We start from the raw sequence: 25,232 nt of genomic DNA on the forward strand, positions 1-25,232 counted from the left end.
GCTAGAGCATGATGAAATTGGGTTTGGTTGCGACCACGCAGAAGGTGCGCTCCCTCTCCCGCTTGCGGGGGAGGGCTGGGGTGGGGGTGGCTCCGCGGGCGACACTGCCCGAGTGGAGAGAGCGCCCACCCGGCGCTTCGCGCCGACCTAAGAGCGAGCTTCGCTCGTCTCGACCCCCGCAAGCGGGAGAGGTGAAGCGCGTCTGCGGCCAAATCGATCTAACCAAAAATCATCATGCTCTAGTCTAAGCGGCGCGATCGGGCCGCGACATCCAGCTCACGATCGGCATCGCCGGCAGCACCCATCCAAGCCCTGCCACGACATAGAAGATCGCCTGTAGCAGGCCTGAACTGGCCAGCCATGGCGTCTGGGCGATGGTCATTCCCAACAGCGACCACACCACGACCAGCACCAGCAAAGCGAGGGTTCCAAAGAATTTGCGGGTGCGTATCGTCATGGCGGATATGTCAGGCTCGTGGCGGGTTGCGCGCGGGAAGGGGCGGACTATAAGGGGCGCGCCAATTCGATCAAGCGCGCCTTCGGGGCGAGCCAGGACGGATTTCAAGACGGATTTTTATGATCGCTGGTTCCACACAGCAGGCCCCGCATGCCACTGCCGTCCGATCGTGGCTGATCGTGGTCGCCGCGCTGATTGCGGTCATGGTGCTGGTCGGCGGCGCCACGCGCCTGACGGAATCCGGACTGTCGATCGTGGAATGGAAGCCGGTTACCGGCACGCTGCCGCCGCTCAACGAGGCGCAATGGGCGCAGGCATTCGAAGGCTACAAGGCCATTCCGCAATACCGTGAACTCAACGCCGGCATGAGCCTTGCCGAGTTCAAGACCATATTCTGGTGGGAATGGAGCCATCGGCTGCTCGGGCGCGTGATCGGCGCGGTCTATCTGCTGCCGTTCCTGTACTTCCTGTGGCGTGGTGCGTTCAGCGCCGAACTAAAAAAACGGCTGTGGCTGATCTTCGCCCTCGGCGCGCTGCAGGGCGCGGTCGGCTGGTGGATGGTCGCCTCCGGCCTGTCTCAACGGACCGAGGTATCTCAATATCGGTTGGCGATACATCTGGTGCTGGCGTTGGTGATTTTTGCCGCAATCGTCTGGACGCTACGGCGGATGAGCGCGCGTCCGCAGCCGCTCGTTCCGCCGCGGCTGAAGATCTCCGGGGTGGCTGTGCTCGCCTTGACTTTCGTCCAGATTTATTTCGGCGCGCTGGTCGCGGGCCTGCGGGCAGGGAGGGTGTACAATACCTGGCCCGAGATCGACGGCGCCTTCATTCCGTCGGCGGCGCGGCTGTTCTTCGAGGAGCCGTGGTGGCGCAATCTGTTCGACAACACGCTCACCGTGCAGTTCGAGCACCGAATGACCGCCTATGCGCTGCTGGCGCTGGCCGTCCTTCATGCCGTCGATAGCGTGAGGTCACGGGCCGGTGTTGCCGTTGTCGGCGGCGCCTGGTCTCTGGTGGCGGCGATCACGCTGCAGGCCGGGCTCGGCATTCTGACGCTGCTCCATCAGGTGCCGATCGACCTTGCGCTGGCACATCAGGCTGTTGCGATCGTGGTGTTGACGCTTGCGGTGTTGCAGACCGAACGTCTGGTTGCGCGGCGCACCGAGCACGATAGGCAGAAGCTGGCGATGCCGCTCGGGCAGCCCGGCTGAAATTGAGTAATTCTAATCTGCTGTCATTGCCGGAAGTGCCCGATTTGCAGGGGTTTCTTGCTGCGCGATGGCCTTGACGTATTTGGGTGGCGTGCGACCGCTTTACTTGAATCGTTGGGACGATAAAACGAGCCAAAGCAAAGGTTCAGTTTCATGTCGTCAGCTTTCATCCAGGCCGCCGTTATCCTGCTCCGCGAGGGGCTCGAAGCCATGCTGGTGATCGCAGCACTCGCGGGCTACCTGACCAAGGCCGGAGCCGCCCACCGCATTCAGGCGCTGTACGGCGGCGCGCTCGCCGCGGTCGGCGCCAGCTTCGTGGCCGCCTGGCTGTTTGCGGTGCTGAACTCCGGCGACCACAGCGATGTCCTCGAGGGCGTCATCATTCTCGTCGCCGCCGCTCTGATGCTCTATGTCAGCGGCTGGCTGATGGTGAAGCAGGACCCGCGCGGCTGGCAGGATTACCTCGCGCATAAAGCCGACCGCGCGCTGTCGCAGGACACGGTGTGGGCGGTCGGCGCGCTGGCTTTCCTCGCGGTGTTCCGGGAGGGCGCCGAGACCGTGCTGTTCATCAATGCGCTGGCGAAGACCGAAGGCGGCTGGAGCGCGGGGCTGTTTGCAGGCCTTGCCGCCGCGACGGTGGGCCTTGCCGTGCTGTTCTATTTCATCAACCTGATTGCACGAAAGCTTCCGCTGCGGCCGCTGTTCATCGTCACCTCGGCGTTCCTGTTCGTGATGGCGATCAAGTTCATCGGCGAGGCGGTGCAGGAGTTCCAGGAACAGGCGATCATCACGGTCACTGAAGTAAAAGGCTCGGCGTTCCTGACCGCGATCGGCTTGAATCCAACGCTTGAAGCGCTGTCGATCCAGCTATTGGTGATCCTGTTTGCGCTGGCGACCTATTCGGTGGTCCAGCGCAACAACCGCCTGATGCGTGAGGAAAAGGCCGCTATGCGCGCGGCCGAGTGATCCGCCAAAAGCTACGCTGCCTGCCGATTGAGTCCGAGATAGTCGAGCCCGATATCCAGCGCGGCGGAGCTGTGGGTCAGCCAGCCGGCGGAAATCAGATCGACGCCGGTTGCCGCGATCGCTTTGGCCGTTTCGGCCGTGATGCGGCCGGACGCTTCCGTGATCGCCCGGCCGCCGGCCATCGCGACCGCCTGCCGGAGTTGCTCGACCGTCATGTTGTCGAGCAGGACAGCATCCACGCCAACTGCAAGGGCCTGTTCAAGCTGCGGTAGGGTATCGACCTCGACCTCGATCTTGACGAGGTGACCGGCGTGCGCTTTGGCGCGTTCGATCGCGGTCCTGATATCGCCGGCCAGCGCGATATGGTTGTCCTTGATCAGGATGGCGTCGTCGAGGCCGAACCGGTGATTGCTACCGCCGCCGGCGCGGACCGCGTATTTTTCCAGCGCGCGCAGCCCAGGCGTGGTCTTGCGGGTGCAGACGATGCGCGCCTTGGTGCCTTGCGCCGCCGAAACCAGCGAGGCCGTTGCGGTGGCGACGCCACTGAGATGGCAAAGGAAGTTCAGCGCCGTGCGTTCGCCGGTCAATAGTCCACGCGCCGGTCCCTCGATGGCGGCAATAATATCTCCCGGCGCCACTACACTGCCGTCGGGTCGCTCGGCGGTGAGCCGAATGGCGGGACTTACGAGCTGAAACGCGCAGCGCGCGACGTCGAGCCCGGCCACGACGCCCGGCTGGCGCGCGCGCAGCACCAGCGAGGCGTGCTTGTCGGCCGGAACGATTGCGTCCGCGGTGATGTCGCCAGCGCGTCCGAGATCTTCGAGCAGGGCGGTTCGAACCAGCGGTTCGTACATGAGCGGTAGAAGCGGCGTAAGAGTCACGGCTGGGCACTCCCGACGGAGAGGAATTCGGTCTCAATGACGTCGCGGGCCGTATCGATTCCGTCCGCAAGCGAGATGGATGAAGGCACGGCCGAAGGCAGGGCGTCAGGGAAGTCGGTTCGGTAGTGTCCGCCGCGGCTTTCCTCGCGCCGCCAGGCCGCGACGGCGATCATCAATCCGACCAGCGCGGGATCGGAAGCCGCATTTCTGCCGTTGGCGAGCGGGTAGAGGCTGCGGATCGTCCGCTCGATTCCGTGCCGCTCGCGGAGCACACCGAGGCCTTGCGACAGGATCGCCCGTACGGCCGAAGGATCGGACGCGGGCGCAGGCGCGTCGGCCACGCGCGCTTTCAGTGGGCCGTGGCTCGCGCCCGTGACGCTCTCTGCAACCCATTGTGCACAGACGATGGCTTCCATCAGCGAATTGCTGGCGAGCCGGTTGGCGCCATGCAGCCCGGTGCGGCTGACCTCGCCGCAGGCCCAGAGGCCGTCCACACTGCTGCGGCCTTCGCCATCAACGGCTATCCCGCCCATGTGGTAGTGCACCGCCGGCCTCACCGGAATCGGATCGGCCGCTGGATCGATCCCGGCCATTTTGCAGAACGCGGAAATGACGGGATAGCGTTTGGCAAATTCCGCTCCCGGATGTTTGCGCGCATCGAGGAAGACGCGATGTCCTTCGGCGCGGCGGCGCCAGACCGCGCGCGCGACGATGTCACGGGGCGCAAGTTCGGCACCGGGCTGATGCGCCATGAAGCGCTGCCCGGTGTCGTCGATCAGGATCGCGCCGTCGCCACGCACGGCTTCCGTCACCAGCGGCATCGGGCGCGAGGGCCCGTCGAACGCGGTCGGGTGAAACTGGATGAATTCGAGATCGGAAAGCAGAGCTCCCGCGCGTGCCGCCAAGGCAAGCCCCTGGCCGTAACAGCCACTGGGGTTGGTGCTGTCGAGAAACAGGCCGCCGATGCCTCCCGTTGCGAGCACGACGCGGGTGGTTTCGATCACGAACACACCCTGCGCGTTCACGGCAAGCACGCCCCTGATGGAATTGTCTTCGACGACCAGGCTCCGCGCCTCGACGCCTTCAAGCAGGGTAACCGATGGACAGCGGCGCACTGCTGCGATCAGCGCACGCATGATTTCGCGGCCCGTACCATCGCCGGTGGCGTGCACGATGCGGTTGCGGCTGTGTGCGGCTTCGAGGCCGAGCCGCCAGCCGCCGTCGGGACGTCGGTCGAATGCGACGCCAAGCCTTGCCAGATGCTCGACCGCCGCGGGCGCCGCGTGAACGATCCCGTGAACGACGGCTTGGTCGCAGAGACCCGCACCTGCGGTTAGCGTGTCGGCGAGGTGCAGGGCAGGGCTGTCGTCGTCGCCCATCGCCGCCGCAAGCCCGCCTTGCGCCCACAGGCTCGATGCCTCCGCGCCAAGCGGCGCCTTCGACAACAGCACGACCGGCTCGGGTGCCATCTGAAGCGCCGTCATCAATCCGGCGGCGCCGCCGCCGATGATGACAGGACGGTGGTTAAGCGCTGAGATCTCAGTGCTCATATCGCGAGCATCCTTTCGACCGCGCGCCGGGCAGGCGCGGCGATCGCGGGATCGATCGTCACCTCGTGCCGGCCGGTCTCCAGCGCATGGCGAATGTTCTTCAGCGTGATCCGCTTCATGTGCGGGCACAGATTGCACGGCCGTATGAACTCCACATCGGGATGGAGCACCGAGACGTTGTCGCTCATCGAACATTCCGTCAGTAGCACGACCCGGGGCGGGCGCTGCTTGCCGACGTAGTCCGACATCGCAGCCGTGGAGCCGGAGAAATCGGCTTCCGCCACGACTTCGGGCGGGCACTCCGGATGCGCCAGGATGGTCACGTCTGGATGATTTTCGCGCAGTTGCCGCACGTCAGAGGCCGTAAACAACTCGTGCACCTCGCAGTGGCCCTTCCATGCGATGATCTTCACGTTTGTCTGCGCGGCAATGTTTTGCGCCAAATATTCATCCGGCAGCATGATCACGCGTTCGGCGCCGAGCGATTCCACGACCTTGAGCGCGTTGCCGGAAGTGCAGCAGATATCGGACTCCGCCTTCACCGCGGCCGATGTGTTGACATAGGTGACGACGGGGACACCGGGATAGCGTTGCCGCATCAGCCGCACATCCTCTGCGGTGATGGACTCGGCGAGCGAACAGCCCGCCGCCAGGTCAGGGATCAGCACCGTCTTTTCCGGATTCAACAGCTTGGCCGTCTCGGCCATGAAATGTACGCCAGCCAGCACGATGATATCGGCATCAACCTTGGTGGCTTCACGCGCCAGCAGCAGGCTGTCGCCGACGATGTCAGCGACGCCGTGGAAGATTTCAGGTGTCTGGTAGTTATGTGCGAGGACCACGGCATTGCGCTCTCGCTTCAGCGCCAGAATGGCGTCGACATCCTCGGCAAACACGGCCCATTCAGGCGGCGGGATAACCCGTTTGACCCGATCGTAAAGCGGTGAAACGCGGGCGAGTGCGGCGGAGCTGAGTTTGGCCATTTATACTCTCCTTGAGTATATCTTGGCTTATACTTATCCTGAGCATAATCGAAGTCAAGTGCGGGATAAGGGAAGCTTGGTTCCGGCGATCGCCCGTTCGGCCAGCACGCCGTGGCGGAACCTGAACAATTTGGCCGGGCGGCCAACGGTATCGGCGGCGATTGCGCCAGTCTCCTCAACGAGTTGCTGCTGCTCGATTAGGCGGCGGAAGTTCTGCTTGTGCACCAAGCGGCCTGCAAGCGCCTCAACGCTGCGTTGCAGTTGCAGCAGGGTGAATTCCGCCGGCATCAGTTCGAACACCACGGGACGGTATTTGATCTTGGCGCGTAGCCGCGCGATCCCGGTGGCGAGAATGCGGCGGTGATCTCCGGTCATTGGTTTGCCCGGAATGACGGTCGTCGCCGGTGCCCCGTCACGCACGGCTTCCGGGATTAGGCCAGCCTCATAGAGCAGCTCGTATCGCTGCAGCACCAGCTCCTCGTTCCATTCGCGATCGTCGAAGCCAAACGTGATGGCTGCGCGCTGCCAGCGTTCGCGCTGCACGCCCGTCGTCGCCGCGGATTTTGCCCATGCCCGCAGCCGCGACGCCAATGTCTTCGCGAGCGACGGGGGGAGCCCGGCCCGCTGATCCTCCCATGGAAAATATTCGTACCAGCCAGACCAGTGCGCCTCAAAACCCTGGCCGACTTTGTCTTCGCGGGTCAGGCCCAGATAGCTGATCGAGATCGAATGCGGCGACTTGGCGTCTCCGGCCCGCCCACGGTCGGCGAACGTGTAGAGCTGCTCGACATAGCCGAGCGGATGACCGGTTTGCGCCTCGACCCACGCCCGCAATCCCGTCTGCAGCGAACGGTGCGCGAATTCGAACGGTCCGCTTGGCAGCGCGCTATCGTTCGCAATGGTCATGATCTTGGGCTCGCCGTCAGTGACGGCGACGAGGACGGCGACCAGGTCCGCCGTGATCGCGTTGGCAGGACCTGTTGCCCTGCTTTTTGTCGATGCCCCTGCCACCTCTGTTGTCCGTCTCCGTCGCTGATGCGTCGTTAGCAATACCCATACACGCCGCAAGCATACGGCAAGCGAGCCCAGTAGGGTGTATAGGAGCCGCCATAATAGGGGCCGTCATAGCTGTAGGAATGGCTCGTTCCGTAATAGCCGGGCAGCGTCGACGACCCTGGCAGCAATGGCGTACCCCGGACTAGTGGCACGTAGGGCATCACTCCCACCGGCTTGATCAGCGCGTCGGGATCTTCTTCAACGACCAACAGTTGGCGGCCGCGCCGCACATAGAGCGGCGCGGAGCCGGGTGCAACTGTGGTTCGGTAATTGTAATGCGCCCGGGGCAGACCCGGCGGCAAATTGCTGGCGGCACGAACCGCGGCGCGCTTGGTGGCGGCGGGACCATCGGCGGCGACGGCGGTTCCGATCACGAACGTCGCAATCAGCAAGGACATCGTCCAGCGCAGCATGGTTGGCTCCGAATCACTCGGGGGCGGATCACTGCCACTTTATGCCGGAATGACCGTTAACGAGAGGCTGTGATTGCGGGCCTACTAACCTTGGAGGGTGGTTGGACCTCCCTCGGACGTCATCGCCCGCGAAGGCGGGCGATCCAGTACTCCAGAGACTGGCAACTCAGCCGAGAGGCCGCGGCGTACTGGATACCCGCTTTCGCAGGTACGACGATCTTCTGCAAGGAGACGCCATAGCATCCATTGCATCACATGCTCAGCGCCTGCTCCAGATCGGCGATCAGGTCTTCCTTGTCCTCGATGCCGATCGACAGGCGCACGACGTCGGGTCCAGCGCCGGATCTCACCTTGGCCTCGTCGTCGAGCTGGCTGTGGGTGGTCGATGCGGGGTGAATCACCAGCGAGCGGGTGTCGCCGACATTGGCCAGATGCGAGAACAATTTCAGGTTCGACACCAGGCTGACGCCCGCGTCGTAGCCGCCCCGCAGGCTGAAGGTGAATACGGCACCGGCGCCCTTCGGCGCGTATTTGCGCGCGAGCTTGTTGTACCTGTCGCTGGCGAGGCCGGCATAGTTCACCGAGGCTACCGCGGAATGACCGGCAAGAAATTCCGCCACCGCCTTGGCATTCTCGCAGTGCTTCTGCATGCGCAGCGGCAGGGTCTCGATTCCGGTCAGGATCATGAAAGCGTTGAACGGCGACAGCGCCGGACCGAGGTCGCGCAGGCCCAGCACGCGGCAGGCGATCGCGAACGCGAAATTGCCAAACGTCTCCTGGATCCGGATGCCGTGATATTCCGGCCGCGGCTCGCTCAGCATCGGATATTTGTTGTCCTTCGACCAATCGAAGGTGCCGGCATCGACGATGATGCCGCCAAGCGAATTGCCGTGGCCGCCCAAAAACTTCGTCAGCGAGTGCACGACGATGTCGGCGCCGTGGTCGACCGGGCGGACCAAATACGGCGTCGCCAGCGTGTTGTCGACGATCAGCGGCACGCCGGCTTTGCGGGCGACTTCTGCAATCGCCTCGATGTCGGTGATGCTGCCGGCGGGGTTGGCGATCGATTCGATGAAGATCGCCTTGGTGCGCGGCGTCACCGCGCGCTCGAAGCTGCCGATGTCGTCGGGGTCGGCCCATGCGACGTTCCAGCCAAAGCTCTTGAACGCATGCGTGAACTGGTTGATCGAGCCGCCGTAGAGTTTTCGCGCGGCGATGAACTCGTCGCCCGGCATCAGCAATTGCTGCAGCACGACAACCTGCGCAGCATGTCCCGAGGCGACCGCCAAAGCTGCGGTGCCGCCTTCCAGCGCCGCCATGCGCTCTTCCAGCACGGCGGTGGTCGGATTGCCGATGCGGGTATAGATGTTGCCGAACGCTTGCAGCCCGAACAGCGAGGCGGCATGGTCGGCATCGTTGAATACGAAGGACGTGGTCTGATAGATCGGCGTCACCCGCGCGCCGGTGGTGGGATCGGGCTGCGCGCCGGCGTGCACGGCAAGGGTCGAAAATCCCGGGAGACGGTCGGTCATTCTTCTTCGTCCTGTTCTTTGGCCTGCTCGAATTGCGCGGCATGCTGATCGCAGCCGTGTCTGCCGTCAAGGCGAAGCCTTCACATGTGGCGGATTGGAAACGGGCCTGCTTCGTCAGGCCGCGTCTTCGAAATGATTGTTTCTCATTGCTTCACGTCGGCTCGCTTTTGTTCTTTGCGGCGCGATCCGATGCTGCCGTTGCCCCGCCGCCGACGCTCATCCGGTTCAGCGACAGCCGCATGCCCTGTGTCGGAATCGGCGCGCGCTTCGAGCTCAGCGTGCGCGAATTGACGCCCATCCATGAAATCTCCGACGACAGCCGACCATATTCGATCTTCGGGCAGCGGTTCATCACCACCTTGATGCCGGCGGCTTCGGCCTTTTCGGCAGCCGCGTCGTCGCGCGCGCCGAGCTGCATCCAGATCACCTTTGGCAACGGCGACAATGTCAGGGCCTCGTTGACGACAGGCATGATGTGGCTGGAGCTGCGGAAGATGTCGATCATGTCGACGGGACGGCCGATATCGGACAGCGAGGCGACAAAAGGCTTGCCGAGTAGCTGCTTTCCGACATGACCAGGGTTAACCGGAATCATGTCATAGCCACGCTGCGCCAGATATTTGAACGCGAAGTAGCTCGGCCGCACATTGACCGGCGAGGCACCGACCATCGCGATCGACTTCACGGAGTTGAGGATGCCGCGGATGTAATTGTCGTCGTAATTGTCGTGGTTCATTTGATTTCCTCAGCCCCTCATGGTGAGGAGCGCGGAACGCGCGTCTCGAACCATGAGGCCACAGGCGGGCCTGCATCCTTCGAGACGCCGCTTGCGCGGCTCCTCAGGATGAGGAACGTCTATTTATCCTGCCATTTCGGCTCACGCTTCTCGATGAACGCGCCGATGCCTTCCTCGGCATCGCGAGCCATCATGTTCTCGGTCATCACTTCCGCCGCATAGCGATAGGCGTCGGCAAGGTTCATTTCGGCCTGGCGATAAAATGCTTCCTTGCCAAGCTTGACGGTGTAGGCGGACTTGAGCGCGACCTTCTGCGCCAGCGCGATCGCCGCATCGCGCTCGGTGCCGGCGGCGACCACGCGGTTGACGAGGCCGATATTCTTCGCCACGGCCGCCGAAATCGGCTCGCCCGTGAGCAGCATCTCCATCGCCTGCTTGCGCGGGACGTTGCGCGACAGCGCCACCATAGGCGTCGAGCAGAACAGGCCGATGTCGACGCCGGGGGTGGCGAAGCCTGCGGTCTCGGAGGCGACCGCGAGATCGCAGCTCGCTACCAACTGGCAGCCGGCGGCAGTCGCGATGCCCTGCACGGCCGCGACCACCGGCTTTGGCAGGTGCACGACAGCCTGCATCATCGCGCTGCAGGCGTTCATGATCTGCCCGAAATAGGCGCGGCCGCGATCGGCGTCGCTGCGGCGTGCAGTCAATTCCTTCATGTCGTGGCCTGCGGAGAACGCCGGACCGTTGGCCGCGATGACGACGGCGCGCACGCTGTTGTCGTCGTGGATTGCCGTCAGCGCAGCGTGCAGCTCGGCGATCAGGCTCTCCGACAGGCTATTGCGCGCGGCCGGCCGGTTGAGGGTGAGCACGCGGATGCTGCCGACATTTTCCTGCAGCAGGATCGGAGGTTGCGGCGTGGGCACGCGGGCAGTCTGGGCGGGCATTTCCGGGTTTCCACTCCAGGATTTTCATTTTGGCTTTGATGACAACGTAATGTAACAGGCAGCCTTAATCGAGGGGCAGGGGTGGCATGGCGGCAGCGAAAATGAGCGTGGCTGAGCTGGAGAAGTTCCTCCGCGAGGAGTTTCCGCAGGCGTTCAGCGACGGCGATATCACCATCGAGAGCGCCGATGGCGAGACCTGCCTGCTGCGGCGGCGTTATGACGAGCGCATGCTGCGTCCAGGCGGCACGGTGTCGGGGCCGACGCTAATGGCGATGGCTGATTTTGCAATGTATGTGGTACTGCTCTCGGCGATCGGCCCGGTGGGGCTAGCGGTAACGACCAATCTCAACATCAATTTCCTGCGCAAGGGCCAGCCGGGGCAGGACGTGCTGGCCGCGGCGCGCCTGCTGAAGCTCGGTAAGCGGCTGGCGGTCGGGGAGGTGAACCTGCTGTCGGGCTCGTCGCCCGATCCGATCGCCCACGTGACAGCGACCTATTCCATTCCAAACACGTAGAGTTTTGGAAGGTAGTATGGCACCATATTTATAAGCAACTGTTTTCATTGGGGTAATTTGCAAACATTGGCGTTGACTGACCGCGCCCCGTTCTCTAGAAACCCGCCAGTTCGGCGCGTCTGGCGCCGATTTCCATTTTCACGGATTTCCTCACATGAAAACCTATTCGGCAAAGCCCGCCGAGGTGACCAAGAAGTGGGTCCTGATCGACGCCAAGGGTCTGGTGGTCGGCCGGCTCGCCACTCTGGTCGCGATGCGCCTGCGTGGCAAACATCTGCCCACCTATACCCCGCATGTCGATTGCGGCGACAACGTCATCATTATCAACGCGGCGCATGTGGTGCTGACCGGTCGCAAGCGCGACAACAAGGTCTACTACAAGCACACCGGCTTCATCGGCGGCATCAAGGAGCGCACCGCGAAGTCGATCCTCGAGGGCCGTTTCCCCGAGCGCGTGGTCGAGAAGGCCATCGAGCGCATGATCCCGCGCGGTCCGCTCGGACGCGTGCAGATGGGCAATCTGCGCGTTTATCCCGGCGCCGAACATCCGCATGAAGCCCAGCAGCCCGAGAAGGTTAATATCGCTTCGATGAACCGCAAGAACATGAGGGCCGCATAAGATGTCGGATACCATGCAGTCGCTCGACCAATTGGCGTCGTTGAAGACGGCCGCTCCGGAAGCGCCGAAATACGTCAAGAAGGTCGACAAGTACGGCCGCGCCTACGCCACCGGCAAGCGCAAGGATGCGGTCGCCCGCGTCTGGATTAAGCCGGGCGCCGGCAAGATCATGGTCAATACCCGCGAAGTCGAGGTTTACTTCGCCCGTCCGGTGCTGCGCATGCTGATCCAGCAGCCGCTGGTCGCGGCCGCGCGCGCCGGCCAGTACGACGTCATCTGCACGGTCGCCGGCGGCGGTCTGTCGGGCCAGGCGGGTGCCGTCCGTCACGGCATCTCGAAGGCGCTGACCAACTTCGAGCCGGATTTGCGCGGCGTGCTGAAGAAGGGCGGCTTCCTGACCCGCGACTCCCGTACCGTGGAGCGCAAGAAGTACGGCCGGGCCAAAGCGCGCAAGTCGTTCCAGTTCTCGAAGCGCTAATTGCTTCGCTAAAATTTGCAGCGGATTGCTGCATTCATCAGACGGAAAAAGGGCGCCGATCGGCGCCCTTTTTGCTTACCATTTAGTGATGGGTTACCACGGATTTTCGTGAAAACTTGCTTACCCGCACTCACGAAATTGGAACTCGGCCCTCCTAGTGTTCGCGATGCGATGGCGCGAAATGCATTTTCAGTGTGCGCCGAACAAGTTGCATCACACGCGTTCGGGTGAGCCCATGTCGTTCGATACTTCCACGCTGTATTTATTTGCCACGATGGTCGCAGGCATGCTCGGGGCCATGCTGGTGCTGTTCGGCAAGCAGGAAAACATTCCAGCCTTGAAGTGGTGGGGAACGGCCTATCTGCTTGGCGCGTCGTCGGTGGCGATCTGGACCGTCGGCGGCGCCAAACTCGGCGAGCCGCTATTGCTGGCGCTGCATGCGCTTGGTTTCGTGGCCTGCGGCATGGTCTGGAACGCTTCGCGCGTGTTCCACGGCCGCAAGCCCAATCTGCCGGGGCTTTTCCTCGGCGCGATCGCCTGGGTCGGCACCGCGCTGGCTGTGCCATCCTTGAATCCCGCCATGCGGCTGATTGTCGGCGCGGCGATCGTCGCGATCTATGCGGGGCTGACGGCTTCCGAATTGTGGAGCGAACGGCGGCGGACGATGCAAAAGCGCTGGCCCGCGATCGCCGTGCCTGTAATGCATGGTTGCGTGCTGGCGCTGCCGATCCTGCTCGGCAGCCTGCTGCGCCCGCATGACGAGACCTTCACCAGCAGCATCTGGGTGACGGCATTCTCGATCGAACTGATCTTGTATGCGATCGGCACGGTGTTCGTCATCTTCATGCTGGTATCGGACCGCGCCGTCACCGTGCACAAGACCGCGGCGTCCGTCGATCCCCTGAGCGGAATGCTGAACCGCCGCGGTTTTACGGAAGCCTGCAACCGTGTGATCGAACGCGAGGCCGCCGCCGGGCGGCCGGTGACGGTGATGATTTTCGACATCGACCATTTCAAGAGCATCAATGACCGCTTCGGCCATCCCGCGGGCGACGAAATCCTCAAATTGTTCTCCACTGTCGTGGTCAGCAATCTGCGCATCAGCGATCTGTCGGGGCGCATCGGCGGCGAGGAGTTTGCAGCGTTGTTGGCATGTCCACTGGAAGAGGGTGTGATCGTGGCCGAGCGCGTGCGCGAGGCGTTCGAGGCGTCCAACATCGTCTGCGAGGAAGGCCCGGTCGTCACCACCGTCAGCATCGGCGTCGCCGGCGGTCCGGCGGGCACGGAGCTCGAAGTGTTGCTGGCGGCAGCCGACACCGCGCTCTATCAGGCCAAGCGCGGCGGCCGCAATCGGGTCGAAGCGGCGGAAGAACTGCCGCTGTCGCTCGAGAAGTGGCGGCGCAAGACGGCGGGGCGCGCAGCTTCGCAACGCCAGGCGCCGGCGGCGACTTGAACGTGCTGCTCAAACAAGGCGATATCTCGGGAGATTGATCCAACACTTTGGATCGCTCTCCATGCGATGGCGCGCGCGGTAACCTCCCGTTTACCATTCCATCCATATCATCCGCGCATGGATCCATCCCGCAGACAAAATCCACAGGCTGCCCTGATGTCGCTCGAAGCGGCCGCAGCCTCCGCCCGCGGCGGGTTTGGCTGCATGTTCTCGACCTCGGAAGAATTCGAGATGGCGCTCATCACCGAGCGCCGTGCGCAGGGGCGTTACGTTCAGCGCAGAATGCGCTGGCCTGCCATCCTGTTCATCGGCTTTGCGCTGATGGTCGCCGGAACGGCGCTGCTGTTCGGCTAGCTGCTACTCCTCACTTCGCTAACGGATCGGGGCGTACCTGAATATGGACGGCCCGCGGCTTTGAGCCCTTGCCGCCTTCCATCAACCAAGGTGTGCGATCGCCGCTCGAGCTCCAGAGGCCACGGCCTTTCCAGCCTGCGTTTGGATCGTCAATGCGTCCGTCGAGGCCCTTGGCAAAAAAGCCGAGCGGATAGGGGATGCGCAGCATCACCATCTGCCCGTCCTTGAAGGCGACGAAGCCGTCGTTGAGGTTGGCGGTGGAGATCGGGATGTTCTCGCCAAGGCCGCCCGTGTTGTGATGGTCGACCCAGGTGTAATAGCTCGCTTCGGCGCTGGAGTTCTCAAAACCTTCGAAGCCGGGGCCCGGATACTTGAAGTAGGAGAAGCCTTCCGGGCAGTGATGGCCGGTCGCGCCCGGCCCGTTCAGCGGCGCCTTGCACTTGCTGCGATCGAAGCGGATCAGGCTGCCGTTCGAGCCCGAGCCCCAGAGCACGCCGTTCTTGTCGATATCGCCGCCGCGAACGCCGATGCCTTCCTTCGGAATCGCGTAAAATTCCGAGAGCTTGGTCTTGGGATCGAACCGCATGAATCCGGGTGGCCCGACGAACACGTTGACAGTGTACCAGACCGAGCCGTCGGTCGGATGCGGCATCACCGCGTAGGGGCCTGAGCCCGCGATCCGCATGTCCTTGCCGGCCTCTGCCGGCTTGCCCGGGTCGGTATATTCGTCGACCTTGCCGTTGCCGTTGGTATCGAGCACGAACGGCGCCCAGCCCTGCGCTTTGACGGCATCGCCGGTCTCGTCCCAGAGCCGGGTGTTGATCCAGCCGGCGACCGGTCCGGTTCCCGACATCCAAAGCGTATCGTCGGCGTCGTAGCCGAATTGCGGATGATGGGTGCCGAAGCAGGTATCGACGAAGCTGTACTTCTGGGTCTTGGGATCGAATACCGACACTTGCCGTCCGGAGCGTTCGAGCGGAAAAGCCTTAGCCGACGGGTGATCAGATCCCTTCTTGCAATACGCCGGATTGTCGATGCCGCGCACGGCCGCCGCCAACCACAGGCGGCCCTTTTTGTCGAACATGCTGTTGTGATTGTTGCTCCGTTGGCTCCAGATCTTCTCGTCACCCCAATAGGCCGAGGGACTGACCGGATTGAGGAGAGCCGTGCCATGCAGCGGAGGGCCGAATGATTCCGGCGCGTTGGGATCGGCGACCGGCAATTTGAAGAACGTCACCTTGTGCGTTTTGGGATCGAGGATCGGCATGTCGTCGGAGGAATATTCGTTCGCCCCGTACAGCGGACCGTAGGCGTTGACGGTCGGGTAGCGGCGATCCGAGGAAATCAGGTCGTGGACGAAGTGTTTTTCGGTCGCCCATTCCCACGACGAGATCACGACATTGCGCTCGATGCCGGTCGGCCGCGGTGGTTTTTCTTTCGGCAACTCGCCCTTGGCGACCCGGTCGGTCCAGTCGCCGAAATATTTGAACGGCACGCCGCCCATTTGCCCCGCGAGCCGGTTCACCATCCATTCGCCGGTTTGGCCTGCGGCGACACGGCGCATCCAGGCTTCCTCGTGCGATTTGAATTCGCCGAACCCCGCCGGGATCGTGCGGGTGGATTCCTGGCCGAGCTGATGGCAGCCGATGCAGTCGACATTGTTCATCCGCTGGCGCCAGATGTCCTGCGTGATCTCCTTCGGGATCTCGGTGGAGCCGCCGAAATCCTTTGCCGGCGGGATCTTCATCATCGTGTACCAGTAGATCGCCGAGTAATAATGTGCGGCGGCGGCATCGTTCGGCGCCGGGACTGCCGTGAGATTGACCTGCTGACCGGGCTTGGCGCGCAGCTTGGGTGAATCCACTAGGCCATAGCCGCGAACCCAAATCGCGTAGTTCACGTTCGGCGGCAGGTCCGGGATCACATAACGGCCCTGGTCGTCGGTGACGACGATCTTGGCGAATTTTGTCGGTAACTCATTTGTCTCCGCGATGACCCAGACGCCGGGCTCCGGGCCGTTCGGTCCGCGCACCGCGCCGCCGATATCATCATTGTCGATGGCGACCGCTGCGGGCTGCTGCGCTTGCGATGGCGCCGCCATCAAGCTCAGTCCACTTGCCGCCACAGCCAGGGTGAAGGAGAACAGGATCCGACCGAGATTCATTGTTTCTCTCCCCGCGACCATGAGCTTGTTGTCGCTCGTTATTGGCGCAAGCCTACACCAGACCAGGGTTGCGGCGGCAGCATGTCACGCGCGCGCTTTCCTCACGCTTGCGGCATCAAGGACTGGCGTGCATCGCAGCAACACCTATCCACCTTTTGCTTTTGAGGCGGCTGGGTTAGACACGCCAATTCTCACGAGAGGGCATAACCAATGATCACCGAAATCGCGCAAATCGATGTCAAGCCGGGCACCGAGAAGGATTTTGAAGCGGCCGTTGCCAAGGCCCGCCCGCTGTTCCTGCGCGCCAAGGGCGGCAAGGGGTTTGAACTGCAGAAGTCGATCGAGAAGCCGCAGCGTTATCGGCTGGTGGCGAAGTGGGAGACGCTGGAAAACCACACCGTGGACTTTCGCGGCTCGGAAGATTTCACCGCCTGGCGCGCGCTGGTCGGCCCGTACTTTGCTTCGCCCCCCGAGGTCGAGCATACCGAGACGGTGCTGACCACGGCGGACTGACACCGTTCAAGCCGCCGTCGTGAGGGCGGCGGGCGCCACTTCCGCCTTGAAATGATCGATCATCACTTTGGCGATCGCCATCAGCGGCAGCGCGAGCGCCAGTCCCCAGATGCCGAAGACGACGCCGAGCAGGATCTGGAACGCAAACAGCGTCGCAGGCGGAATATCCAGCGCCTGGCGCTGAATGAGCGGCGTCAGCACGTAGCTTTCCAGCGCGTGCACGCCGAGGAACAGGATGAAGGCGGAGAGGCCCGCGACCCATCCCGAAGCGAGACTGGCCAGCACCACGATCAGCCCGCCGAGGATGGCGCCGACGGTCGGGATGAAGGCGAGCAGGCCGGCCTGGATGCCGAGGATGAACGAACTCTGGATGCCGATGATCGACAGCCCGATCCAGGTCACCAGAAATACTGCAATCATGGTGATGATCTGCGCGATCAGCCAGCGCTCCAGCGTCTCGCTGATGCGGTCGACGATCGTAACCGCGCGCACGCGATGCTTCTTCGGCGCCATGAACAGCAGTCCGTTGCGGTAGACGCTTGGCTGGGTCGCGAAGGCGATCCCTAAAAAAAGCACGATGAAGAAGTTTCCGACTGCGCTGGCGGTGCCCAGGATCAGCTTAAGGCTCTGACTGAAGATGGCGCCGCCGCTGGCCGCAATCGTGCCGGCGCTGGGAAGGGTATGCGGCGTCGGCGTCGCGGCCGGCGCCGGCGTGCCATCATCGGACGTCGACGACAGCGTGCCGAAATCGAAAAAGCTGGTGTCGATGCCGTTCCGCTCCAGGAAGCCTTTGACGTTGACGAGTTGCGATTTGAGCGTGTTGCTCAACGTCGTCGTCTGCTGGGCGATCGTGGTGCCGCCGAGAAAGACGATGCCCGACAGCATGCCCGCGACCACCAGGCAGACTACGGTCAGCCGCAGCGCATGCGGCAGCCGCACCACGCGTCCGAGCAGGTTGCTCATGGCGTTGAGGGTGACGCCGAGCAGGACACCGGAAAAGATCAGAAACAGCGTCGCTGCAAAATGCCAGGTGAACACGAGCAGGGCGGCGAACAGCACGACGCCGATGCCGCCGACCGATATCGCCCACGCCATATCGTTGCGGGCCTGAAGGCGATTGTCAGCCGGACCTGTCACGTTGATTCCTTTTCGCAGAATGTTGTCTGCAGTCTTTCGCCAAAAACGCCGCCGGGATCAAGCGGGAGCGCACGCGCCGGTTTGACGCTGCCACGTCGGCTATGCCAAGCGGTAGATGAATCCGATGTGGCGCCGGCGGGGATGAAATGAATTTCAAATGGTTTGGTCCGATTGCGCTGCTGGCGGCGCTGGTGATCGGCGACCAGATCAGAATCAACCGTCCTGCCCACAACTATCGTCTGTCGGTCGAGGTCGAGACGCCGGAGGGGCGCAAATCGGCATCTGGCGTGGTGGCCGTTCATCCCGATCGCAGCTACACCCGCCGCGGTCAGACCCGGACCGTCGGCGACGCCATTTTCGTCGATCTCGGGCAAGGCAAAAACCTTGTCGCGCTGCTCGCGCATGTCGATAACAACGTTGTCCTCGACGACATGAACTACGTGGCTCTGCGCGCCTATACGGCGGCGGCCGGCAAGCGGGTCTCGTTTAACGAGATGAGCCGGTTGACCGGCGTCGTGCCGGTAAAAGACACGTTGATCCCGGTGCTCGTGACCTTTACCGATCCGGCCAATCCCGGCACCGCGCGGCAGGTAGCGCCCGACGATGCCGAGGCGGTGCTCGGCAGGGGCTATCGCCTTCAGGAAATATCGGCTGAAGTGGTGCCGAACGGATATTGGCCGGTCGATTTCGGCGGCGCGCTGGGCGAACCGGTCACGCGTGGAATTCAGGCGAAACTGCCGTGGCTGGGCAATGAAGGCAGTTCGGCTGCCGCAGCGCTCCGGGCGGCCGGTTTGCCCGGGGTCGACGGCATCGATGCGCGGGAGGCTTTCACGCGAAAATAGCAGGGCAGGCCCGCAGGCCGCTGCCGGATATTGATCCGCCGCCGGCTCGCGGGCATTATCGTCTGCAATGGCGGCCCAACCCAGAAGGTCTTTGCACAGGACGATGACAGCGGAAAATTGGCGATGAGACGGCCCGTGGTCGGTGTGATCGGGAACGCCTATCGCGTCGAAAATCGTTTCCAGACCCAGATGGTCGGAGAGCGCAATTTGCGCGCGGTCACCGACGTAGCGGGGGCACTGCCGCTGATGTTTGCCGGGTCGCCCGAGATTACCGACATTGGGGCGCTGCTCGACGTCGTCGATGGCATCGTGCTGACCGGGGCACGGGCCAACGTCCATCCGATGCGCTTCAAGACCGAGCCGCATGAGAAGCACGAGCCCTACGACATCCATCGCGACGACGTCGCGCTGGCGCTGACAGAGGCCTGCGTTGCCCGCGGCGTGCCGATCTTCGGCATCTGCCGCGGCCTGCAGGAAATGAACGTCGCCTTCGGCGGCTCGCTGCATCCGGAAATCCGCGAAATCCCGGGCCGCATCAACCACCGCATGCCGCGCCTGGAGAACGGCGAGATCCATCCCGACCCGACGGTCGTGTTCGCCGACCGGCACGACGTCCACCTCACGCCCGGCGGCACCTTTGCAAGCCTGCTCGGCTGCGAAACCATCCGGGTGAACTCGCTGCACGGGCAGGGCATCCTCGAACCGGGCAAGCGCGTCGTTATCGAAGGCATTGCCGAGGACGGCACGATCGAAGCGATCCGGATCGCGGACGCGCCGAGCTTTGCGCTCGGTGTGCAGTGGCACGCCGAGTATGACCCGCAGCGCAACCCGATCAATCGCAAGCTGTTCGAGGCGTTCGGAGCGGCGCTCAAGGCGCACACGCGGGCGGCGTAAAGAATCGTCATTCGAACATTCCGCACAGGTGCAGTATCCAGTGCGCCTTGGCCTAACCACGTCATTGCGAGCGCAGCGAAGCAATTCATCGCACGGCAAGTGGAGATGTGGATTGCTCCGCTGCGCTCGCAATGACGTTGAGATAGCGACGTAACATTCGACTGTCATCCTCAAGACGGGGATCCAGTACGCTGCGGCTTCTCGGTTCAATCACTGGCGTCTCTGGAATACTGGATCGCCCGGTCAAGCCGGGCGATGACAACTGAGTGTGCGTTCGCATTCTCGCGACATGAACTGCCCGACGTTTGCTACTAACCTCCCGCCCTCTTGTTCAGAGGGCGCAGGGAAGACCGGGTGCGCGCCGCACCCGCGGTCTCGTGTGCAATTTGCGCACTAAGAACGCGCACACGAGCATACAGGTACAGCGGGAGCATCCCGGCCTTCCCTGCGCAATGGCTTTACGGCTTACTTCGAGCTCTCCCCGGTGAACGGCTCTATTGCCACCGTCGCCACGCGGAAACTTCCACGTAACTTAACGCCAGCACCGCGGCGTCCGGACCACACGACTTCGCCGTACGCTTCCGGCGCGTACGTCTAGCGCGCCATCAGCGTCCATCGCATCTCACCGCACGTTCGTGACGATCGCGAGCCGCCCCTCCATCGGGTGAGACGGGCGGAGTTATGCGGCTGATTTGCCTGTCATGTTAAGCGGAATATTTTTGATTCCTAGGCTTGACGCGATTTCGGAAAATCCGAAGTGATTTGCCCGTCGTGTTGATTTGTCGCAGCCTTGGCACGAGATACCGCTTGCAAGAGACGCTTGTCGTGTTGCCGGCGCGAGTTCGCGCGATCAAGGCGGCGCTAAGGCAGCACGCGTCAGTTGTCACCGTGATGCAGCCCCAGGTCAAAGAACTCAAGGATTGGAAGCCGAAGATCGCGGCACAGACCGTGATTGCCGCTTACGCTGCCTTATTGCCTTCGGTGCTGCAATGATTTCGTCGCCTCTAAGAAGCAAGCCTTCGTCGATCTTCGCTGGCTCTTGATATTGCGGGTGAGTGAGAAGCACGTTGAGCACGAAGCGAAGCAGGTCGGAAGCAAGCAAGCGCTCGTTAGCCTTGCTCGTGTCAGTCGGTTCGGAGGCCTTTTTGGAAGGCTTTTTCCGCCTTCCGTGGACGATCACTGACCTGGCTCTGTAAAGCCGCTTCACTTTGGAGGCGACCTCAGCCGCTGGATAAGCAGGATCGTCGTGCAACGCCGCGAGAGCGGCAGCGCGAAGGCGAAGCTTATAGGAGAGCGACTGGTTTTCGTCGTCGCCAAGAAGCAGTTCGAGACCAATCGTTCCGTCGAGAATGGCGTCCGCCTCATCAGTGCGTGTGAGGCATCCGCTCAACCGTTTCAACGCAAGCCTAATCGCCTCGCTCTGGCTGCTCACAGCGGCTTGATATATTCGACGCACCTCTTTGAGGTGCTCGGCTGTAACGGTGGCCCCAAGACGTGCCCATCCATAGTTATCGTATTCGCTCGGATAGCGGCGCAGAGTTGTGCCGTAAACTGGAGCGAGGTCGCAGAAGTAGTCGAGCGTCCAGCGTCTTGGAGCCCATAACAATTGCGCGTAGCCTGTGCTGATGCCCGTCACCACTCGCAACGCACCAAAGAAGGTATCGGTCGCATCCAAGACATTCGATGACGACTGACGCAGCGATTCGCGAACACTATCAATGTTATCAACTTCGAGGGTCCAGCCCTTGGATACGAATGCATGTGTGGCTGCGCCGACCACTAACCCCTCTGCGCCTGACCCCCGCGTACTCATTCGCGCTCTTGCTAGCTGCAACTTCTGCGGAATGCGAGCGATGTAGGTCGTTTCGGTAAGCGGAAAATGGTCCACCTCAAAGTTAGTCATGGCGACCGGAACGACGAGGCGGAGATCAAGACTTTCAGAAACAGTTCCGAATGCTAGAGGTCGAATGATGGCGGCACGACGTCTGGCTTCGACAGGAGCATTTAGTCCGTGCAGATGTAAATATCGCTCAACTGCATCGTCAACCAAGGAGCCAATGCGGATGTCGGACAGCAGACCTGAACCCAACCTCTTTCCGATTTCATGATTTCGCAGAAAAGATGCGAGTTCAATACCCCTTGGTAAGTCCACCGCGGGACGCGCCAAGCCACTGAGTAGCCCGGCGAGACCGGGTCGAACCGTGCTCACGTAGTTTCGTGGAGTACTACCTTCATAAAATCCCGACTCCCGGAAGTGAGGGAAGCCGCTGTCAAGCAATGACATAACAGGATAGTCGTTGTGGGGGCTGATGTACTGACCTGGCACATTAACTTGCTTTATGACCGCGCCATGTAATTCATCGAAAGCGCCAGCGAACAGCTCCAAATATCGCCGCAACTCCTCCCGCAGTCGCTTTGCTGCCGCCAAGTGCTCAGAACCGGGGGAGGGTGAGGTCATGGGCAGTCTAGATTCTCGGTTGGATGCAAGGCGTATGATATCCGTCAGTGGGGACGAAGGTACATGCACAACACTCACCATCCCCACTTCTTCATGCACACAGGACCGATCCCAAGCTCAATGCTCTCGGGGTCGGTCAATTCTCGCCGGCAGCAAGCGGTCCCGGTTTACGTCCGTATGCAATCGCGGAAGCAAGTAGCCCGCATGAGCGCAGCCACAGGCAGGGACCTATGCGAGTGATGGGTATCGCTTCGCTCCAGCCATCCTACTGCAAAAAACAAAAGGCGCCCGAATGGAGGCGCCTTTCGCATCTTGTGGCAGTGATCCCCGCGGCAAGCCGCCGACTGGTTCACCTGCGATGATGTCGTCATTGGGCCTTGCGACGTGCGGGCGCGGGCGCAGCGGCCGGCCGCAGCTCCATTGTGGATACGCCTGCCGCAATATTCACGCCCGTCTGCCCCTGCACGGATGCCGGCTGCATGATGACCCTGCGGTCCGGGCCTCCGACCAGGACGTTGGCACTCGCTCCGGCGCCGACCGTGCCGCCGGCGGTCGCACCCGTATAGGTTCCCGCCAATGCCGCCCGGGGCAGCCTGCCCGGCGCAAAAACCGCCCAGACCATCTGGCCGCCGGTCGTGGCACCGATGTCGAGGCCAAGCGTGCTGACGGTGCCCTCATAAGCCTCGCGCGCCCTGCCTCTCGGAGACGCATAGATGCAGCTCAGTTGCCGCTGCCCTCCGACAACGAGGCCGACACCGGGCGCTATATTGCAGGTGAGCGTGCCGACCCTCGTCCGCCCGGTGTCCTGAGCCGTGGCCGGAGCCGCGGCAAGGGCGAGCGGCAGGGCGACGCATATGGTTGCGAGACTATTTAAAATTATTCTATTCAGGGTTGCTTTATTCATGGGCGGCGTCCTCCTTCGACGCATTCTGGTGGACCACCTCAACGCCCAGCGACATTGCGATGTTCCCGTTCCTGTAATCGCCTTTCAGCGCTTGCGGCCACATGAGCTGAATTAGCGGGCGGCAGTTGGCCCGAGTGCAGACGGCCGAAATGCCTGACTTCCTTCGCAAAAACAAAAAGCGCCCCGCAAGGAGCGCCTTTCGCATTGTCGGACGGTGATACTGGCGGCGCGAGCGCCGCGCGAGATCACTGCGAATAATACATCTCGAACTCGACCGGGTGCGGGGTCATTTCGAAACGCTCGACCTCGGTCATCTTGAGCTCGATGAAGCTGTCGATGAAGTCGTCGTCGAACACGCCGCCGTTCTTGAGGAAGGCGCGGTCCTTGTCGAGATTTTCCAGCGCCTCGCGGAGCGAGCCGCATACGGTCGGGATCAGCTTCAGCTCTTCCTTCGGCAGATCGTAGAGGTCCTTGTCCATCGCCGGACCCGGATCGATCTTGTTCTTGATGCCGTCGAGGCCGGCCATCAGCATCGCGGCGAAGCCGAGATAGGGGTTGGCCATCGGGTCGGGGAAGCGGACTTCGACGCGCTTGGCCTTCGGGTTCGCCGTATAGGGAATGCGGCAGGCGGCCGAGCGGTTGCGCGCGGAGTAGGCGAGCAGCACCGGGGCTTCATAGCCCGGGACCAGGCGTTTGTAGGAGTTGGTCGAGGGGTTGGTGAAGGCGTTGATCGCTTTCGCGTGCTTGATGACGCCGCCGATGTAGTGGAGGCAGGTCTCCGAGAGGTCGGCGTACTTGTTGCCGGCGAACACCGGCTTGCCGTCCTTCCAGATCGACTGGTGGCAGTGCATGCCCGAACCGTTGTCGCCGTAGACCGGCTTCGGCATGAAGGTGGCGGTCTTGCCGTAGATGTGCGCCACCTGGTGGATGCAGTATTTGTAGATCTGCATCTGGTCGGCCATCAGCGTCATGGTGTCGAACTTCATGCCGAGCTCATGCTGGGCGGAAGCGACTTCGTGGTGATGCTTCTCGACCTTGACGCCCATCTTGGCCATCGCGCCGAGCATTTCCGAGCGCATGTCCTGCACCGAGTCCTGCGGCGGCACGGGGAAGTAGCCGGCCTTGGTGCGGATGCGGTGACCGAGATTGCCGCCCTCATATTCGGTGTCCGAATTGATCGGCAGTTCCGAGGAATCGAGCTTGAAGCCGGTGTTGTAAGGCGTGGTCTGGTAGCGCACGTCGTCGAATACGAAGAACTCGGCCTCGGGACCGAAGAACACGGTATCGCCGACGCCCATCGACTTGACCATGGCCTCGGCCTTCTTGGCGATGCCGCGGGGGTCGCGATTGTAGGGCTCGCCGGTGGTCGGCTCTAGCACGTCGCAGACGATGACCATGGTGGTCTCGGCGAAGAACGGATCGATCGTCGCGGTGGCCGGGTCGGGCATCAGGTTCATGTCGGACTCGTTGATCGCCTTCCAGCCGGCGATCGAGGAGCCGTCGAACATCTGGCCTTCGGCAAAGGTGTCCTCTTCGATCATGCTGACATCGAAGGTCACGTGCTGCCACTTGCCGCGCGGATCGGTGAAGCGCAGATCGACGTATTTTACGTCGTTGTCCTTGATCGACTTCAGGACGTCTTTAGCGGTCTTCATGAATACCCCTTTTGGCTACGGACGGTTTCCAGAACGCGACATTCGCAGACGATCGAGGCATCGCGAACGAAATCGGGCCGCGGAAGCAGCCCTTTTCTTGTTTTTCAGTCGCAAACTTTCGGATAGCACCCGGCTCAGATAGCGTCCAGCCCGGATTCTCCGGTTCTGATCCGGATCGCTTCCTCGATATTCGAGACGAAGATCTTGCCGTCGCCAATGCGCCCGGTCTGGGCGGCGCGGCGGATCGCGTCGATCGCCTTCTCGACCAGCTCGTCCGAAATCACGATCTCGATTTTCACCTTGGGCAGGAAGTCGACGATGTATTCCGCACCGCGATAGAGCTCGGCGTGTCCCTTCTGCCGGCCGAACCCCTTGGCTTCGGTGACCGTGATACCCTGCAGTCCGACTTCCTGAAGCGCCTCTTTCACCTCGTCGAGCTTGAATGGCTTGATGATGGCTTCAATCTTCTTCACTGAGCGCCTCCCGGGCATTTCCAAATTGCAGAGTGCAGATAGTA

24 protein-coding genes and 1 pseudogene are annotated in these 25,232 nt (G+C 62.4%); 10 read left to right on the forward strand and 15 right to left on the reverse strand.

Annotated elements, in window-relative coordinates; all coding sequences use genetic code 11:
• Nucleotides 1-244: 244 nt before the first annotated feature.
• Nucleotides 245-457, reverse strand: coding sequence for a DUF2842 domain-containing protein (locus IVA95_RS14775; protein ID WP_057844248.1), 213 nt, complete (start codon nucleotides 455-457; stop codon nucleotides 245-247).
• 119 nt (nucleotides 458-576) lie between these two features.
• Here IVA95_RS14775 and IVA95_RS14780 point away from each other — a divergent pair, with 119 nt between their 5' ends.
• The gene (locus IVA95_RS14780; RefSeq protein WP_247511135.1) at nucleotides 577-1,668 is read left to right on the forward strand and encodes a COX15/CtaA family protein; all 1,092 of its coding nucleotides are present in this window, start codon (nucleotides 577-579) and stop codon (nucleotides 1,666-1,668) included.
• A gap of 150 nt (nucleotides 1,669-1,818) precedes the next feature.
• Nucleotides 1,819-2,634: pseudogene (locus IVA95_RS14785) on the forward strand (FTR1 family protein); the annotation flags it as partial.
• Nucleotides 2,635-2,645: 11 nt separating this feature from the next.
• Here IVA95_RS14785 and nadC read toward each other — a convergent pair.
• The 8 genes from nadC to IVA95_RS14825 form a co-directional block, all read right to left on the reverse strand.
• Entirely contained in the window at nucleotides 2,646-3,515 is an 870-nt protein-coding gene (nadC, locus tag IVA95_RS14790; protein ID WP_247511137.1) for a carboxylating nicotinate-nucleotide diphosphorylase, read from the reverse strand.
• A complete protein-coding gene (locus tag IVA95_RS14795) occupies nucleotides 3,512-5,065 on the reverse strand; it encodes an L-aspartate oxidase (RefSeq protein ID WP_247511138.1) in 1,554 nt (517 codons plus the stop codon). The genes nadC and IVA95_RS14795 overlap by 4 nt, the downstream gene beginning before the upstream one ends.
• Nucleotides 5,062-6,048: a quinolinate synthase NadA gene (gene nadA / locus IVA95_RS14800; RefSeq protein WP_247511139.1), complete on the reverse strand. Its 987-nt coding sequence runs from the start codon at nucleotides 6,046-6,048 to the stop codon at nucleotides 5,062-5,064. The genes IVA95_RS14795 and nadA overlap by 4 nt, the downstream gene beginning before the upstream one ends.
• A gap of 54 nt (nucleotides 6,049-6,102) precedes the next feature.
• Nucleotides 6,103-7,059, reverse strand: a complete 957-nt coding sequence (locus IVA95_RS14805; RefSeq protein WP_247511140.1) for a hypothetical protein — start codon at nucleotides 7,057-7,059, stop codon at nucleotides 6,103-6,105.
• A 32-nt stretch (nucleotides 7,060-7,091) separates the two neighbouring features.
• Nucleotides 7,092-7,517 (reverse strand): hypothetical protein, encoded by a 426-nt coding sequence (locus IVA95_RS14810; protein ID WP_247511141.1) that lies wholly within the window; start codon nucleotides 7,515-7,517, stop codon nucleotides 7,092-7,094.
• Between the two features lie 251 nt (nucleotides 7,518-7,768).
• Nucleotides 7,769-9,049, reverse strand: a complete 1,281-nt coding sequence (locus IVA95_RS14815) for an O-acetylhomoserine aminocarboxypropyltransferase (RefSeq protein WP_247511142.1) — start codon at nucleotides 9,047-9,049, stop codon at nucleotides 7,769-7,771.
• Between the two features lie 151 nt (nucleotides 9,050-9,200).
• The gene (locus IVA95_RS14820) at nucleotides 9,201-9,785 is read right to left on the reverse strand and encodes a CoA-binding protein (protein WP_247511143.1); all 585 of its coding nucleotides are present in this window, start codon (nucleotides 9,783-9,785) and stop codon (nucleotides 9,201-9,203) included.
• Between the two features lie 119 nt (nucleotides 9,786-9,904).
• Entirely contained in the window at nucleotides 9,905-10,729 is an 825-nt protein-coding gene (locus IVA95_RS14825) for an enoyl-CoA hydratase (RefSeq protein WP_247511144.1), read from the reverse strand.
• A gap of 86 nt (nucleotides 10,730-10,815) precedes the next feature.
• On the opposite strand from IVA95_RS14825, the gene IVA95_RS14830 reads away from it, so the two are divergent.
• The 5 genes from IVA95_RS14830 to IVA95_RS14850 all read left to right on the forward strand — a co-directional run bounded on the left by IVA95_RS14830 (nucleotide 10,816) and on the right by IVA95_RS14850 (nucleotide 14,148).
• Nucleotides 10,816-11,244 carry a PaaI family thioesterase gene (locus IVA95_RS14830; RefSeq protein ID WP_213250498.1) on the forward strand — a complete coding sequence of 143 codons (429 nt, stop codon included), beginning with the start codon at nucleotides 10,816-10,818 and terminating at the stop codon, nucleotides 11,242-11,244.
• 154 nt (nucleotides 11,245-11,398) lie between these two features.
• Nucleotides 11,399-11,863 (forward strand): 50S ribosomal protein L13, encoded by a 465-nt coding sequence (rplM, locus tag IVA95_RS14835; protein WP_247511145.1) that lies wholly within the window; start codon nucleotides 11,399-11,401, stop codon nucleotides 11,861-11,863.
• Nucleotide 11,864: 1 nt separating this feature from the next.
• Nucleotides 11,865-12,341 carry a 30S ribosomal protein S9 gene (gene rpsI, locus IVA95_RS14840; protein WP_065747101.1) on the forward strand — a complete coding sequence of 159 codons (477 nt, stop codon included), beginning with the start codon at nucleotides 11,865-11,867 and terminating at the stop codon, nucleotides 12,339-12,341.
• Nucleotides 12,342-12,576: 235 nt separating this feature from the next.
• Entirely contained in the window at nucleotides 12,577-13,794 is a 1,218-nt protein-coding gene (locus IVA95_RS14845; protein ID WP_247511146.1) for a GGDEF domain-containing protein, read from the forward strand.
• Nucleotides 13,795-13,911: 117 nt separating this feature from the next.
• On the forward strand, nucleotides 13,912-14,148 hold the full coding sequence (locus tag IVA95_RS14850) for a hypothetical protein (protein ID WP_213250492.1): 237 nt from the start codon (nucleotides 13,912-13,914) through the stop codon (nucleotides 14,146-14,148).
• A gap of 10 nt (nucleotides 14,149-14,158) precedes the next feature.
• On the opposite strand, the gene IVA95_RS14855 is transcribed toward IVA95_RS14850, so the two are convergent.
• Complete coding sequence (locus IVA95_RS14855) at nucleotides 14,159-16,312, reverse strand: carboxypeptidase-like regulatory domain-containing protein (protein WP_247511147.1); 2,154 nt, start codon at nucleotides 16,310-16,312, stop codon at nucleotides 14,159-14,161.
• A 210-nt stretch (nucleotides 16,313-16,522) separates the two neighbouring features.
• Here IVA95_RS14855 and IVA95_RS14860 point away from each other — a divergent pair, with 210 nt between their 5' ends.
• Nucleotides 16,523-16,825 carry an antibiotic biosynthesis monooxygenase gene (locus IVA95_RS14860; RefSeq protein ID WP_247511148.1) on the forward strand — a complete coding sequence of 101 codons (303 nt, stop codon included), beginning with the start codon at nucleotides 16,523-16,525 and terminating at the stop codon, nucleotides 16,823-16,825.
• A 6-nt stretch (nucleotides 16,826-16,831) separates the two neighbouring features.
• Here the strand turns inward: IVA95_RS14860 and IVA95_RS14865 are convergent, their stop codons facing one another.
• Nucleotides 16,832-17,962, reverse strand: a complete 1,131-nt coding sequence (locus tag IVA95_RS14865; RefSeq protein ID WP_247511149.1) for an AI-2E family transporter — start codon at nucleotides 17,960-17,962, stop codon at nucleotides 16,832-16,834.
• Between the two features lie 146 nt (nucleotides 17,963-18,108).
• On the opposite strand from IVA95_RS14865, the gene IVA95_RS14870 reads away from it, so the two are divergent.
• Both IVA95_RS14870 and IVA95_RS14875 read left to right on the forward strand, forming a co-directional pair.
• Complete coding sequence (locus tag IVA95_RS14870) at nucleotides 18,109-18,804, forward strand: hypothetical protein (RefSeq protein ID WP_247511150.1); 696 nt, start codon at nucleotides 18,109-18,111, stop codon at nucleotides 18,802-18,804.
• Nucleotides 18,805-18,927: 123 nt separating this feature from the next.
• The gene (locus tag IVA95_RS14875) at nucleotides 18,928-19,698 is read left to right on the forward strand and encodes a gamma-glutamyl-gamma-aminobutyrate hydrolase family protein (RefSeq protein ID WP_213250480.1); all 771 of its coding nucleotides are present in this window, start codon (nucleotides 18,928-18,930) and stop codon (nucleotides 19,696-19,698) included.
• 913 nt (nucleotides 19,699-20,611) lie between these two features.
• On the opposite strand, the gene IVA95_RS14880 is transcribed toward IVA95_RS14875, so the two are convergent.
• The 4 genes from IVA95_RS14880 to IVA95_RS14895 form a co-directional block, all read right to left on the reverse strand.
• The gene (locus IVA95_RS14880) at nucleotides 20,612-22,126 is read right to left on the reverse strand and encodes a HEPN domain-containing protein (protein WP_247511151.1); all 1,515 of its coding nucleotides are present in this window, start codon (nucleotides 22,124-22,126) and stop codon (nucleotides 20,612-20,614) included.
• Between the two features lie 397 nt (nucleotides 22,127-22,523).
• Complete coding sequence (locus IVA95_RS14885; protein ID WP_247511152.1) at nucleotides 22,524-23,060, reverse strand: DUF992 domain-containing protein; 537 nt, start codon at nucleotides 23,058-23,060, stop codon at nucleotides 22,524-22,526.
• Nucleotides 23,061-23,305: 245 nt separating this feature from the next.
• Nucleotides 23,306-24,715 (reverse strand): type I glutamate--ammonia ligase, encoded by a 1,410-nt coding sequence (gene glnA, locus IVA95_RS14890; RefSeq protein WP_247511153.1) that lies wholly within the window; start codon nucleotides 24,713-24,715, stop codon nucleotides 23,306-23,308.
• A 134-nt stretch (nucleotides 24,716-24,849) separates the two neighbouring features.
• Nucleotides 24,850-25,188 carry a P-II family nitrogen regulator gene (locus tag IVA95_RS14895; RefSeq protein ID WP_027537227.1) on the reverse strand — a complete coding sequence of 113 codons (339 nt, stop codon included), beginning with the start codon at nucleotides 25,186-25,188 and terminating at the stop codon, nucleotides 24,850-24,852.
• Nucleotides 25,189-25,232 lie beyond the last annotated feature (44 nt).

The sequence above is a fragment of the Bradyrhizobium sp. 157 genome (genome assembly GCF_023073815.1).
Lineage (GTDB): Bacteria > Pseudomonadota > Alphaproteobacteria > Rhizobiales > Xanthobacteraceae > Bradyrhizobium.

Excerpts from the sequence above, each read along its gene's own strand:
- IVA95_RS14775 (WP_057844248.1), bottom strand. The coding sequence starts at position 457 with ATGACGATACGCACCCGCAAATTCTTTGGAACCCTCGCTTTGCTGGTG.
- IVA95_RS14780 (WP_247511135.1), top strand. The coding sequence starts at position 577 with ATGATCGCTGGTTCCACACAGCAGGCCCCGCATGCCACTGCCGTCCGA.
- IVA95_RS14795 (WP_247511138.1), bottom strand. The coding sequence starts at position 5,065 with ATGAGCACTGAGATCTCAGCGCTTAACCACCGTCCTGTCATCATCGGC.
- nadA (WP_247511139.1), bottom strand. The coding sequence starts at position 6,048 with ATGGCCAAACTCAGCTCCGCCGCACTCGCCCGCGTTTCACCGCTTTAC.
- IVA95_RS14810 (WP_247511141.1), bottom strand. The coding sequence starts at position 7,517 with ATGCTGCGCTGGACGATGTCCTTGCTGATTGCGACGTTCGTGATCGGA.
- IVA95_RS14815 (WP_247511142.1), bottom strand. The coding sequence starts at position 9,049 with ATGACCGACCGTCTCCCGGGATTTTCGACCCTTGCCGTGCACGCCGGC.
- IVA95_RS14820 (WP_247511143.1), bottom strand. The coding sequence starts at position 9,785 with ATGAACCACGACAATTACGACGACAATTACATCCGCGGCATCCTCAAC.
- IVA95_RS14825 (WP_247511144.1), bottom strand. The coding sequence starts at position 10,729 with ATGCCCGCCCAGACTGCCCGCGTGCCCACGCCGCAACCTCCGATCCTG.
- IVA95_RS14830 (WP_213250498.1), top strand. The coding sequence starts at position 10,816 with ATGGCGGCAGCGAAAATGAGCGTGGCTGAGCTGGAGAAGTTCCTCCGC.
- rplM (WP_247511145.1), top strand. The coding sequence starts at position 11,399 with ATGAAAACCTATTCGGCAAAGCCCGCCGAGGTGACCAAGAAGTGGGTC.
- rpsI (WP_065747101.1), top strand. The coding sequence starts at position 11,865 with ATGTCGGATACCATGCAGTCGCTCGACCAATTGGCGTCGTTGAAGACG.
- IVA95_RS14845 (WP_247511146.1), top strand. The coding sequence starts at position 12,577 with ATGTCGTTCGATACTTCCACGCTGTATTTATTTGCCACGATGGTCGCA.
- IVA95_RS14850 (WP_213250492.1), top strand. The coding sequence starts at position 13,912 with ATGGATCCATCCCGCAGACAAAATCCACAGGCTGCCCTGATGTCGCTC.
- IVA95_RS14855 (WP_247511147.1), bottom strand. The coding sequence starts at position 16,312 with ATGAATCTCGGTCGGATCCTGTTCTCCTTCACCCTGGCTGTGGCGGCA.
- IVA95_RS14860 (WP_247511148.1), top strand. The coding sequence starts at position 16,523 with ATGATCACCGAAATCGCGCAAATCGATGTCAAGCCGGGCACCGAGAAG.
- IVA95_RS14870 (WP_247511150.1), top strand. The coding sequence starts at position 18,109 with ATGAATTTCAAATGGTTTGGTCCGATTGCGCTGCTGGCGGCGCTGGTG.
- IVA95_RS14875 (WP_213250480.1), top strand. The coding sequence starts at position 18,928 with ATGAGACGGCCCGTGGTCGGTGTGATCGGGAACGCCTATCGCGTCGAA.
- IVA95_RS14885 (WP_247511152.1), bottom strand. The coding sequence starts at position 23,060 with ATGAATAAAGCAACCCTGAATAGAATAATTTTAAATAGTCTCGCAACC.
- glnA (WP_247511153.1), bottom strand. The coding sequence starts at position 24,715 with ATGAAGACCGCTAAAGACGTCCTGAAGTCGATCAAGGACAACGACGTA.